Genomic DNA, 13,230 nt, shown 5'->3' on the forward strand with positions numbered 1-13,230 from the left:
TGTCCCGACGATCCGAATGCGCGAGGCTGGCTTGACCGGGACCAAGATTGGCAACGATGCCGCCCCCACATCGGTGACGCTTTCCGCCACGTCCTTTCCGGCCGCGCTTTCGCCGGGCGAGGAGATCGCGCGGATCGTGCTCGCCGATCCGCGCGCCGCGATCGTCAATTTCTCTCCCAATGACGGGCGGATCGTTCTTTCCGCCGAAGGGCCGACGCTCCGGCGCGGTCATGCGCCGCTGGACGCGGGCGAGATCGATCTCGTGATCGACACATGGCATGCCGAAGCGACGCCGCCCCTTCGCCGTTCGCTGCTGCGACTGGCGGCCGCCGCCGATGGGGCCCTGTCGCTCCAGGGACGCACGGTTTTACCCGAAGCGCCGCCTGGAACCCCCATTGGCCGGTTCGAGAACCTCATCCCAGGAGCCGCCATCGAGACGCGCGGAGAAAGAGCCGATCTCGTGACGCTCGGGGCGGGCGCGTCCCTCGTGAAGGGCAGGGGAACGGTTCGGCCGGGATATTTCAACGTCACGGTGGATGGCGGCGACGGCATGGGGGAGGCGACCTTCACGCTGAAGGCGCCGCGCACATCCGTCATGGTCGAGGATTTCGAGGACCTGTCCAGCGGCTGGAGCCGATGGACGCCGGAGCCCGCCACGCACGAGGCCGACACGGACTGGTTCGTCACCGGGCGCCGTTCGCTCCGGCTTTCGCAGGCGCCCGGCATCACGGCGACGGTGCGGGGCAGGAGGGCTTTGCCGACCGAAGCGCCGATCCGCGAGGACGATATCGTGTCGGTCGCCGTCAACGTGCCGGACCCGCGCGCCACGAAGAGCTTCGCCCTGATTCTGGAGGGGGCCGGCAACAAGGCGACGCAGCTCACCTTCGACAACCTGGCGCGGGGGCCTTCGGTTTATGCCAAGCCGATCGCGGAAGGAACGGCGGGCGCAGGGTTCGCCGGCCCCGTCACGGCGATCACGCTCGCGGTCTATGGCGGGCCGAATGGGGGCGCGCGGATCAGCTTCGATTCCATCCGCTTCAACGCGAAGGGGCGGGCGACCGTGATCCCGATGGCCGACGACGGCTATGCCTCGCAGGTCACGGCGAACGACATGCTGGCCGCCAAGAACAAGGGCTGGCGGCTGACGCTCGCGCTTCAGGCCGACAGCGTCGGGAAACCCAATGCGAGCGCGCCCCGCATCACGATGAAACAGCTCGTCACCTTGAAGGCGGCCGGCGTGCCGATCATCAACCATTCCACCACCCATCCCGATTGGGGCACGGTCACGCGGGACACGGCCGAACGCGAGCTCCAGGGCTGCATCGACTTCATCCGCGACAACGGACTTTCCACGACCGTCACCGGCAACGGCCGCCCTTGCAAGGGGTCGGAGTACCATTGCTGCTATCCCGGCGGAGGCAGCAGCCCGGCGAGCGATGCCGCGATGCGGGCGAAGGGAATGCTGACGGGCTTCGGCGTCCAGTCCACGGCGATCCCCACGAAGGACGGCGTGCTCGGCGCCTTCTCGCTCGGCCGTTTCAGCATGGCGCGGCGCGGCTTCCCGCAGATCAAGGCAGCCATCGACGCCGCCGTGCACCAGGGCGCGACGCTTCCCGTCTTCTGCCACGATCTCGATGGATCGGGCATCGGCACGACGGCCGCCATCTATGCGCAGATGGTGGACTATCTGGACGAGCTGGACGAGGCGGGGCTGGTCGAGGTGCGCACGCTTCTCGACTGGTACGAGGCCTTGCCGCAAGCGCCGCTGCCGTTGCGGGGTGTGACCTTGGCGTTGGATAGGCACTCTGCGACGATTGCGGACATGCGCCGTCATGCCGACATCGGCTTCAACGCCTTTCGCGTTTCCATCGGGGATGGCCGGATCGCCAGTCCTGGCGGGGCGAATGCACTCGGCCGCGTCGTTCTGGCGGCGCGCGAGGTGGGCTGCACCATGATCCTCGCGATGGACGATCCGGCCGGCGACGGGGATGAATCGCCAGTCGGCGAAAATTCGATCCGGCAGCACTGGCGCAAGATCGCGGAGGCATTCGTCGGCAACGACAATGTTCGATATTGCCTGCCGCGCGGAGGCCGGGCCGACCTTGCAAGAGCGGGTGTCCGCGATGCGGACGCCCGCGCCGTGATCCACGACAAGGGGCGGACAGGGGGAACGGCGCGGAACTGGGTGTCGAGTGGTGATGCCGACGCTTACGTTGCCGGCCTTGCCCATCGAACCCGCCCCTTCGTGGTCGAGCTTGCGCAGCCCCTAAACGATACGGCTGGCGAATGGTCGGCTGGGATGGAAACGGCGACCGCCCATGCGCGCCGCAACGGTTATTCCCTGTTCCTCGGCGGGTCCGCCACGAGCGCCGATCCGGCCCGGATAGAAGAGGCCAGAAGGCTGTTGCGCTTCTGCCACGACAATCGCGACATCTGGCAGGGCTTCGCTTGGCGCGGGGCCTTATTCCCCGTCGAAGGGCGCAGTGAGAACGGAGGGGCGAAGAATGACGCGCAACACGCGAACCGTGAGGCTCCCCATCTTCCGCAGTTGAATATGCTGACGGAATTTCTGCCGATCGGCGACTGACGGTCTCCGTTCCGAGATCGCTTGCAGCTTCCGGCAGCATGACTTTTGGCGAAAGCCAGGCTTGCCGGAAGGGAGCGAACCGCGCGGATATCCTAACTTAATGCGTGCACTGAGAATTGAAATAAAGCTTAAAGTTGTGTAGATGCTGAGGCCGGAAAAAGTGCCGTTCAATCAGCCCGTTCGTTTCGGAAAGCGATCGAGCGAGGAGGCGGTGCGACGACCCGTTGAACTTTGAGACCCGTTTCGTCCGATCAACCGCGCCGGTTGAAAAGCGAACCTGCGTCCGGAGGTGAGGAGGGTTTCCACCATCGTCGGGAAGGCGGCCGATGGCGCGTTCCGATCGTCCGCAGATGCGAAGCCGCCGAGGTCATTCAGGTCGCAACGATGCTCGAATACTTAGCCGATCTTTATCTCGGTTTTCCGCCGAGTTACATGCTTTCCCCTATGCTGCATTATGGGATGATCGCAGCGATGTTCTTTTTCTGCGTCATGATATTCGTCCTCATGCTGGGCGCTTACGGTATCCATAAGAATGACGACTACCGGGAGGATCGTTTAGGTTCCCCGTTCCGGTCGCAAACGGACGATGCGGAGCCGACCGAGGCTGGCCGCAATATCGCCTAAGTTCATGCAACTTCAGGAGGAATGAGTTTCGGCCTTCCGTCTTAAGCTTTGGCAGATCGGCGATTCGTTGATAAAGCACCGCCGAACGAAACTTCGCGGATCGCCCTTCGGCGTCGTTCGCGATCGATCGGGATGCTGCCTATGACGAACACATTGCTTTATCTCTGCTACGGCACGGGGATGCATCAGCAGGAAGCGGTGTTCTCCGTTCTTTCGGCAGTGCATAAGGCGGGTTCGGGACTGAAACGGCTGCGCATCGTCGTTTACACGGACGACCGCACGCCCTTTGAAGGCCTGCCGGTCGAGTTCCGGGATCTGTCGAAGGAAGAACTTGCCGCGTGGGACGGGCCGCACGGCTACCGCCACCGCCGCAAGATCATGGCCATGGCCGATTCGCTGGAGCGCTTTCCGGGCAAGGTCGTGTTTCTGGACAGCGACACCTGGTTCCTGCGGTCGCCGGAAGCGCTGTTTCGCACCGTCACGGGCGAAAAGCGGCCGCTGCACCTGCCCGAAGGCAGTATCGCCACGGTTCGGGCGCCGGGTTTCGCGGCTTGGCATCGCTATCTTCTCGGACACAGGTTCGACGCCGCCAATGGGGCGAAGTTCGCCATTCCGAGCGATATCGTGATGTGGAATTCCGGCGTCGTCGGCCTGACATCGGACGACCGCCCCCTGATGGCCGAAGCGCTGCGGATCGTCGATCAGATGACGGCGACCTTCGACGAAGCGCCGACCGCCGAGCAACTGGCCCTCAGCCACGTCATTCAAGCCCAACGCGAAGCGGTGAGCAGCGACGGCATCGTGTTTCATTATTGGGTGGACAGGATGCGCCGCCAATTCCAGGACGGCGTGCCGCAGGCTCTTGCCGCCACCGCCGGTCTGCCGGTTCGCGAGCGCGCCCGGCGCGTTTATGCGTCTCGGCCGCGTCCATCATGGCTGCGCCTTCAGAAGGTGGCGGCCAAACGTCTGGCGCAAAGGGCAGGCTTCATGCGCAACAGGCTGCGCACCAGCTTCGGCGCCGCCGACGCGAATTGAAATCCCGGCCCCGCAAGCCGGAAGGGTGCCGCGGGCATTGCGCGGCATTTGCCGGGGGACAAGGCGGTTTCGTTTAGAATTTAACAAGCTGTTGCTTAAAATATGACGGATCGTGAACCCTCGCAGCGCTTGACGAAAGTGCTCCGTGAACAATGCAACGGGGTGTTAGCCATGCAAATAACGGGTCCGTGTGCAGTGGGGCTACTTCGCCGGAACTGTTTCGACCTTTAACCGGATCGTAAGACTTCGTTCCGGCAGCTTGCATGCTGCGCTGCGAAAACGTATAGGGCTGAAGAGACTTCGAGAGTTCACGAGGATTTCAGTTAAGCGCGCCTCATTCCGGCGAAGCATCGCGCGTACTGGTTTGTCAGGTCTTTCCCGGCGCAAGCGGGGTGCGGACCGGAAATGCGGATGGACCTGTCAGGCGCTTTGAGCCTCCGGGTCCTTTTCATTGACGTGTAAAGAGGTGAGTGAATTGATCGCTATCAACCTTGCTGGCGCCGAATTCGCACCGCGTACCGGGGTCTACGGTAAGGACTACGCTTACCCCTCCGACGCCGACCTCGAATATTACCACAGCAAGGGCTTCGATACGGTCAGGCTGCCGCTTGCCTGGGAGCGAATGCAGCCGACGCTTTTCGGCGAGCTCGACCCGGCGGAGATGGAGCATCTGACGACGTTTCTGGCCCATGCCGAATCCTTCGGCATGAAGGTCATCGTCGATCTGCACAACTATGCGCGCTACGACGGCCAGCGGATCGGAAGCGCGGCCGTTCCGGAAACGGCCCTGCCGGATTTCTGGGTGAAGATGGCGGGCGCCCTGAAGGGCAACGTTGCCGTTTCCGGCTACGACCTCATGAACGAACCCTTCGGGCTCGCCAATGACAGCGTCTGGCCCCGCGTCGCCCAGAAGACCGTCGATGCCATCCGCGCCGTCGACATGGACCAGGCGATCTATATCAGCGGCGATCATTACAGCGGCGCGTCGGGCTGGCTGAACTCCAGCAACAAGGACCTGATTCTCAACGATCCGGCCGACAACCTGATCTATCAGGCCCATATCTATTTCGATGGAACGAGCGGCGGGAAGTACAACAACTCCTACGACCGCGATTACATCTATCCCAATATCGGCGCCGAGCGCGTCCAGCCCTTCCTGGACTGGCTGACCGCGAACAATCTGAAGGGCTTCGTCGGCGAGTTCGGCGTTCCGTCCGACGATCCGCGCTGGCAGACCGTCACCGACATCTTTCTCAGCAAGCTCGGCGAATACGGGGTGTCGTCCGGCTATTGGGCCGGCGGCGACTTCTGGAGCTACTACAAGCTGACGACCGAGCCTTATGCGGACGGTACCGACCGCCCGACGATGGCGACTCTGCAGAAGCATCTGAACGACGGCGTGCCGAATTTCGACGGCACCCTTCTCGATGCGTCGAAGGTGGTGTCGAGCCCGGCGCCCGACGGAACGTCGCAGGTTCCTCCGATCGTGGGAACCGACAAGGCGGATATGTTCCTCGCTTCCGCCAATGCCGACGATCTCAACGGCGGCGACGGCGCCGATATCGTCAGCTACGTCAACAGCACGGCCGGCGTCACCGTGGATCTGGCCAAGGGCGTGGGGTCCGGCGGCTGGGCCGAAGGCGACAAGCTCGCTTCCTTCAAGACCGTCATCGGCTCGGCCTATGACGACAAGTTCGTGGCCGCCGCCGACGGCAGTTCCTTCTATGGCCGGGACGGAAACGATCTCTTCGTGGCTGGAGCCGGCGCGGACTACATGAACGGCGGGCGCGGCAGCGACACCGTTTCCTATGCCGAGGCCGAAGGCGGCGTCACGGTGCAGCTCAACCGCGGCATCGGCTACGGCCGCTACGCGGCCACCGATACGTTCGTGTCGATCGAGAACGTCATCGGCTCGCGCTTCAACGACAATCTCACCGGCGATGGCGGGATCAACCGGCTCGAAGGCGGCGACGGTGACGACACGCTGATCGGCGGCGGTGGCGGCGACACGCTGATCGGCGGGGCGGGCTCCGACACGGTCAGCTATGCCAGTTCGAAGGCCGTCCAGATCGATCTCGCCGCCGGCACGGCGCAGGGCGGCGATGCCACCGGCGACGTCCTGATCGGCATCGAGAACGTCATCGGCACCACCTTCGCCGATACGCTGCGCGGCGACGCCAATGCCAACACCCTGTCGGGTGGCGCGGCGAACGACGTCCTGGAAGGCGGCGCGGGCGCCGACACGCTGGACGGCGGCGCGGACCGCGACACAGCGAGCTATGCCGGTTCCAACGGCGGCGTCCGGGTCGATCTCGTGTCCGGCAGGGGCTTCGGGGCCGATGCCGAAGGCGACAAGCTGATCAATATCGAGGATCTCCTCGGGTCGAATTTCGACGACGTTCTTTACGGCAATTCCGGCCGCAACATCCTGACCGGCGGCGACGGCAACGACACGCTGGAAGGCGGGGGCGCCGCCGATACCCTGAACGGCGGAACGGGTTCCGACACGGCGAGCTACAGCCGCTCGGAAACGGGCGTGCGGGCCGAGCTTTCCACGGGCCTCGGATTCGGCGGCGACGCCGAGGGCGATCGTTTGATCTCGATCGAGAACCTCACCGGTTCGGCCTTCGACGACACCTTGGTGGGCGACGGCAATGCCAACGTTCTCGACGGCGGCGCGGGCGCCGACACCCTGATCGGCGGCGCGGGCGCCGATACCCTGATCGGTGGGGAGGGCGTCGATACGGCGAGCTACACCAACTCGCGCGCCGGCATTCAGATCGATCTCACTGCGGGCACGGGAACCGGGGGCGACGCCGAAGGCGACAAGCTCACCGGCATCGAGAACATCATCGGTTCGAATTTCTCCGATACGCTGCGCGGCGATGCGGGGGCCAACTCGCTGAGCGGCGGCGCGGGTGCCGACACGCTCGAAGGCGGCGCGGGCGCGGACAGGCTCGATGGTGGCGGAGACCGCGACACCGTGAGCTATGCCGGGTCGCAAAGCGGCGTCAAAGTCGATCTCGCGGCGGGCACGGGCACCGGCGGCGACGCCGAAGGCGATACGCTGTTCAGCATCGAGAACCTGACCGGCTCGGCCTTCGACGACGTTCTGACGGGCGATGGATTGTCCAACACCCTCGACGGCGGTGCGGGCAACGACACGTTGGAAGGCGGTGCGGGGAGCGATACGCTGATCGGCGGCGCGGGCCTCGATACGGCGAGCTACAGCCGCTCGCAGGCCGCCGTCATGATCGACCTGTCAACGGGCCTCCTCAGCGGCGGCGACGCCTTCGGGGATGTGCTGGTCGGGATCGAGAATCTCACGGGTTCGGCCTTCGACGACACCTTGACCGGCGACGCGGGCGCGAACGTCCTCGACGGCGGCGCCGGCAACGATCTCCTTTCGGGCGGCGCGGGCGCCGATACGCTGATCGGCGGCGCGGGGGTGGATACGGCGAGCTATGCCGGGTCCCAGGCGGGCGTTTCCGTCAATCTGGCGACCGGTCTCGGTTCCGGGGGCGACGCTGCGGGCGACCGCTTGAGCGGCATCGAGAACCTGACCGGTTCCGCGCTGAACGACACCCTTTCGGGCGACCGCTTCGCCAACACGCTTCTCGGCGGTGCCGGCGACGACACCCTTTCGGGCGGCGCGGGCAACGACACGCTGGAGGGCGGCGCTGGAGCCGACGTCCTCGACGGCGGCGCGGACCGCGACACGGTGAGTTATGCCGGGTCGCTGGCTGGCGTCAGCGTCGATCTCGCAGCCGGAACGGCGTCCGGCGGCGATGCCGAGGGCGACCGCCTGATCGCGATCGAGAACCTCGTCGGCTCGCGCTTCGACGACACGCTCGTCGGCGATGCCGGCCGCAACGTCATCGACGGCGGTGCGGGTAACGACACGCTGGAAGGCGGTGCGGGCGCCGATACGCTGAACGGCGGGACGGGCTACGACACGGCGAGCTACAGCCGCTCGGCGGCGGCGGTGCGGGTCGAGCTTTCGACCGGTCTCGGCTTCGGGGGCGATGCCGAAGGCGACCGCCTGACCGGCATCGAGAACGTGACGGGCTCGGCCTTCGACGACACGCTGATCGGAAGCGCCGGCAACAATACCCTGGACGGCGGCGACGGCAACGACACACTGATCGGCGGCGCGGGCTCCGACATGCTGATCGGCGGCGCGGGTTCCGATACCGCGAGCTACGCCGCGTCGCGCGCCGGAGTGCAGATCGACCTGTCGGCCGGAATGGCGCTCGGCGGCGATGCCGCCGGCGACACGCTGATCGGCATCGAAAATCTCATCGGCACGAGCTTCGCCGACAGCCTGGAAGGCGACGCCAACAACAACGCGCTTTACGGCGGGGCGTCGAACGACACGCTGGAAGGCGGCGTCGGGGCCGATCTTCTGGATGGCGGCGAGGGTCGCGACACGGCGAGCTATGCCGGCTCGCAGTCCGGCGTTCGCGTCGATCTCGTGGCCGGGCAGGGCTTTGGCGGCGACGCGGAAGGCGATCGCCTGATCTCGATCGAGAACCTCGTCGGTTCGCGCTTCGACGATACGCTGATCGGCGATGCCGGCCGCAACGTTCTGGATGGAGCGGGCGGCAACGACCTGTTGGAAGGCGGCGCGGGCGCGGACACGCTGAACGGCGGCGCGGGCTACGACACCGCGAGCTACAGCCGTTCGTCGGCCGGCGTTCACGTCGAACTATCGACGGGCCTCGGTTTTGGCGGCGATGCCGAGGGCGATCGCCTGAGCGGCATCGAGAACCTCATCGGCTCGGCCTATGACGATCTTCTCGTGGGCGGCACCGGCAACAACGTCATCGACGGCGGCGACGGCAACGACATGCTGATCGGCGGCACCGGCTCCGACACGCTGATCGGCGGCGCGGGCATCGATACGGCAAGCTATGCCGCTTCGCGCGGCGGCGTGCAGATCGATCTTTCCACCGGCACGGCGTCGGGCGGCGATGCTGGCGGCGACACGCTGACCGGGATCGAGAACCTCGTCGGGTCGAGCTCCAGCGATACGCTGAAGGGCGACGCCAACGACAACGCGCTGTATGGTGGTGCGTCGAACGACATCCTGGAAGGCGGCGCGGGCGCCGATCTCCTCGACGGCGGCGCCGACCGCGATACGGCCAGCTACGAGGGCTCGCAGGCCGGCGTTCGCGTCGATCTCGTGGCCGGGCAGGGCTTCGGCGGCGACGCGGAAGGCGATCGTCTGATCTCGATCGAGAACATCACCGGTTCGCGCTTCGACGACGCCCTGTCGGGCGACAGCGGCCGCAACATCCTCATCGGCGGAGCCGGCAACGACACGCTGGAAGGCGGCGCCGGTGCCGACACCCTGACCGGGGGCGCCGGCATCGACACGGCGAGCTACAGTCGCTCGGCCACGGGCGTGCATGTCGAACTCTCCAACGGCCTCGGTTTCGGCGGCGATGCCGAGGGCGACCGCCTGAGCGGCATCGAGAACCTGACCGGCTCGGCCTTCGACGACAAGCTCGTCGGTGACGCCAACGACAACATCATCTTCGGCAACGGCGGCAACGACGTGCTGCGGGGCGGTGCAGGGTCCGATATCTTCGTGTTCACCACCAAGCCCGGCGCCGCGACGATCGAGGATTTCGATGTTGCGGCCGACAAGATCGACTTGTCCGCGACGGGATTGAGCTTCGCTGAGATCCAGGCCGGGCTGAAGGAATATGCCGGGGGCGTCACGCTCACCGTTTCGGATACGACCACCATCGACCTGACCGGCATGAAACTCGACGCGGTGCGCGAGGATATGTTCATCATTTAAGCAGGTTCGGCTTTCGGGCCGGAACCGTCGATCCTCCTTCTTTCCCGGCGACGGCTCGGTCCGAACCATAATCGCCAAGGTTCTCCGTTATTCGGCACTCATCGGTCGCGTCCTGAAAGTGCGGCCGGGAGGCTGGTGGAAAGAAGGGGATCGGATGATTCCAAGAACGATGAAACCGCTGATCGGCGTCAACCTCGCCGGTGGCGAATTTGGCGGCAACAAGCTGCCGGGGCGCCTGGGGAAGGACTATCTCTACCCCTCCGTCGAGCAGATCGACTGGTATGCGGCAATGAGAATGCGCATTCTGCGCGTGCCCTTCCTGTCGGCCCGCCTCATCCGGGAGAATGGAGCTTACGGGCCGGATGTCGACGCCGTGATGGCGGCCGTCCGCCGCGCCGCGCGGCACGGAATCGTCGTGGTTCTCGATCTCCACGAATATGCCAAATGGCCCGATGGCACGCCGCTCACGGCGAGCGCGAAGGACCTTTCCTGGTTCGAGAACACCTGGCGGCAGATCGCCGAGATCTATCGCGGCTGCGGCAATGTCTGGCTCGGGCTGATGAACGAGCCCAACAAGCAGAAGCCGGCGGAATGGGTCAAACTCGCGGTCGCGGGTCTGGCAGGCATTCGCGAAGCCGCGCCTACCATTCCCGTCGCCATCATGGGCACCTATTGGGGCACGGCCGGCGGCTTCGTCGACCAGAACGCCGACGCCTTCGAAGAGATCGTCGATCCGAACGTCATCGTGGAAGTCCACGAATATTTCGACGGCAAGGGCGGCAAGCCCTTGGACGGTCATCGCGCGATCGCGGGAAGCGCTGACTCATCCTTCGCCGAGGTCACGGATTGGGCGCGCTCGACCGGGCGGCGGCTTTATCTCGGCGAGTTCGGCTTCACGGCCGACCAAGGGGACATGGCGGAAGGCCGCGCTTGCTTGTCCTATCTTGCCGCGAATGCCGATGTCTGGGTCGGCGCGACATTCTGGGCCGGGGGGTGGTTCTGGGCGGAAGGCCGCCGTCAGCCGCCTTACCCGTTCTCGGTGGAGCCGCGCGATTACGACAATCTGCGCGCCGCCCCGCAACTTGAACTGCTGCGCGAATTCGCCTGACGGGATCAGGCGGTCTTGCGTGCGTATTTCTTCGCTACCCAGAGATCGCCGCCCGGCAATCGTCTGGCCACCGCGTTGACGATCATCGCGCCGCCGAAGCCAAGGCAGGACCCGAGCGCCTTCATGCCGAGATCGACCCAGCGCCCGTGACGGCCCGGCACGAGATGCTGGGCGGCTTCCAGGCACGCCGCGCAGGCGATCACGAACAGGAACGACGGCAGAACTCGCCTGGGAAAGGCGAGGCCGAACAAACCGCCGATCACGCCGAACGCCGCCACATGCTCGATGCCGATCCCGGCGATCACCGGCCGCTGCTCGATCGGCGACAGGGTGACATAGGCCACGAAGCCGAGGCCCGAGGCTGCGCCGATCAAGGCTGCGATGCGGACGGTTCTGACGACGTTCATGGCGATCCTGGTTGGACGTTTATTCCGAAGCGAACGGTCGGTTCGCCGTTCGCTCCAGCGGTCCCATCAAACGGGCTTTTCCATGTCCGGCGCGTCGATGCTGGGCAGGCGGGCAAATCTTTTCGCATGAGCGGCATCGCTTCCCGGCGAAGCTGTGCCGGCCAAGGCTGGCCTAGCGCGAGGACCGCGCGGCGCGATGGCCGGCCGCCCATTGCCGGCCGACAGGCACGGCGACGCTTTTGGACCGGCCGGCGTTGACCTTCGGCATGATCGTCGCCATGACGTATCGCGGCGCGGTGAGGCCGACGGCCGTCAAAAACGACATCCACATGAGCTGGAAACCGCGGAAGAAGCTGCTTTCGAGGCCGTTATGGACGACGGCGGTGAGGATCAGCGTCAGCGCCATCCACATCAAGGTCGGGTCCTTGCACAGCCCGCGCCGGGTCGCCTGCAGGATGGCGGCGATGATGATGAAGACCATCAGCATCAGGCCGACATAGCCCGTTTCCGCGCGGATATCGATGTAGCCGTTATGCGCCTGGAGAAGGGAAACGATGAAGCCCGGCGCGCTTTGCAGGCTCGGCGTGTTCAGGCCGATCGCCCAGAAGCTGTTGAAGCCGTAGCCGAATGTCGGGCGCAGCTGCGCCTGGCTGAGAACGAAGTCCCAGATGAAGGTCCGGCCGGTGAAGGTCGTGTCGTTGAATAGAAGCATCGACAGCATGTCGAGCGAGAAGCCCATGATCTCGCCGATCAACATGCTGAGCGCCGTTCCCACCAGAAGAAGGAAGAAGAACGGCCAGGACGGCGTCATGCGCAGGATGCGGCCCATAACCACCGCGGTGATCGCGATCGTCGGCACCAGAAAGGCGATGCCGAGCGAGGTCTTGGATTGCGAGACCACCAGCAACAGAAGGGCGCAGAGAACACAGACGATGCACAAGAGCCGCCGCCGGAACGAGGTGTTGATGGCTTCGAAGATCAGCACCGGCAGGCAGACAAGCATGGCGGCCCCGAGCAGGTTCTTCTGCGGGAAGATGCCCTCGACACCGATGGGACTTGGCGGTTTCACCCCCAGCCAGAGGATGTTGATGCCCACCACGATCATCATCAGATCGGCCAGCCGCCGGACGATCTTTCGCGGATCGGGCTCGGCGATCCCGGCGAACAGCGCCGTGAAGACGATGAGGCCCTGCTGCACCAGTCGGCGGAAGGAGATCGCCGGCGCCAGGGCCCATGTCACGCTGCACAAGGCGAGGGCGAGATAGAGAACGATGGCGCCGGTCGCCAGCGACCACGAGATCTTGTTCGTGTTGGCGAGGCGCGGCATCGCGGTGAGAACCGCCAGTCCCCCGAAGCCGAGGAAATAAAGGACGTTGATGAGGTTGCTTTCGGACGCCTCGACATTGGCAGCGGCCGTGGAAACGCCGGTCGCAGCCGAAAAGGCGCTCGTCATCATCGGGTAGACGAGCATCGGGTAAGCCAGCATGATTGCCGGGCAAAGGGTGATGTAGAGATTTGCCCATTTGGCCCAAGGTGACCGGGGAACGGCGGGGATCGCCCTGGCGCGCATTTGAATAACCCCTTGGATCAGCAGGCCCGGATAAAGGCCATACGGGAAGCGAATGCAAGCTTGGCGCCGAAACCGGGCGCCGGCAGCCTT

7 protein-coding genes are annotated in these 13,230 nt (G+C 65.2%); 5 read left to right on the forward strand and 2 right to left on the reverse strand.

Annotated features, from left to right (window positions below; translation table 11 throughout):
* The first annotated feature begins 31 nt into the window (after window positions 1–31).
* The 5 genes from F9929_RS03895 (at window position 32) to F9929_RS03915 (ending at window position 11,163) form a co-directional block, all read left to right on the forward strand.
* Complete coding sequence (locus tag F9929_RS03895; protein ID WP_193227607.1) at window positions 32–2,587, forward strand: polysaccharide deacetylase family protein; 2,556 nt, start codon at window positions 32–34, stop codon at window positions 2,585–2,587.
* A gap of 264 nt (window positions 2,588–2,851) precedes the next feature.
* The gene (locus tag F9929_RS03900; protein WP_152045246.1) at window positions 2,852–3,211 is read left to right on the forward strand and encodes a hypothetical protein; all 360 of its coding nucleotides are present in this window, start codon (window positions 2,852–2,854) and stop codon (window positions 3,209–3,211) included.
* 141 nt (window positions 3,212–3,352) lie between these two features.
* Window positions 3,353–4,246, forward strand: a complete 894-nt coding sequence (locus F9929_RS03905; RefSeq protein ID WP_152045247.1) for a hypothetical protein — start codon at window positions 3,353–3,355, stop codon at window positions 4,244–4,246.
* 475 nt (window positions 4,247–4,721) lie between these two features.
* A complete protein-coding gene (locus F9929_RS03910) occupies window positions 4,722–10,055 on the forward strand; it encodes a cellulase family glycosylhydrolase (RefSeq protein WP_193227608.1) in 5,334 nt (1,777 codons plus the stop codon).
* Window positions 10,056–10,224: 169 nt separating this feature from the next.
* A complete protein-coding gene (locus F9929_RS03915) occupies window positions 10,225–11,163 on the forward strand; it encodes a glycoside hydrolase family 5 protein (protein ID WP_193227609.1) in 939 nt (312 codons plus the stop codon).
* A 5-nt stretch (window positions 11,164–11,168) separates the two neighbouring features.
* Here the strand turns inward: F9929_RS03915 and F9929_RS03920 are convergent, their stop codons facing one another.
* The gene (locus tag F9929_RS03920; RefSeq protein WP_152045250.1) at window positions 11,169–11,570 is read right to left on the reverse strand and encodes a VanZ family protein; all 402 of its coding nucleotides are present in this window, start codon (window positions 11,568–11,570) and stop codon (window positions 11,169–11,171) included.
* A 172-nt stretch (window positions 11,571–11,742) separates the two neighbouring features.
* Window positions 11,743–13,140: an O-antigen ligase family protein gene (locus tag F9929_RS03925; protein ID WP_152045251.1), complete on the reverse strand. Its 1,398-nt coding sequence runs from the start codon at window positions 13,138–13,140 to the stop codon at window positions 11,743–11,745.
* Window positions 13,141–13,230: the final 90 nt, after the last annotated feature.

The organism is Aureimonas psammosilenae (assembly GCF_009176975.1).
Lineage (GTDB): Bacteria > Pseudomonadota > Alphaproteobacteria > Rhizobiales > Rhizobiaceae > Plantimonas > Plantimonas psammosilenae.

Excerpts from the sequence above, each read along its gene's own strand:
- F9929_RS03905 (WP_152045247.1), top strand. The coding sequence starts at position 3,353 with ATGACGAACACATTGCTTTATCTCTGCTACGGCACGGGGATGCATCAG.
- F9929_RS03915 (WP_193227609.1), top strand. The coding sequence starts at position 10,225 with ATGAAACCGCTGATCGGCGTCAACCTCGCCGGTGGCGAATTTGGCGGC.
- F9929_RS03920 (WP_152045250.1), bottom strand. The coding sequence starts at position 11,570 with ATGAACGTCGTCAGAACCGTCCGCATCGCAGCCTTGATCGGCGCAGCC.
- F9929_RS03925 (WP_152045251.1), bottom strand. The coding sequence starts at position 13,140 with ATGCGCGCCAGGGCGATCCCCGCCGTTCCCCGGTCACCTTGGGCCAAA.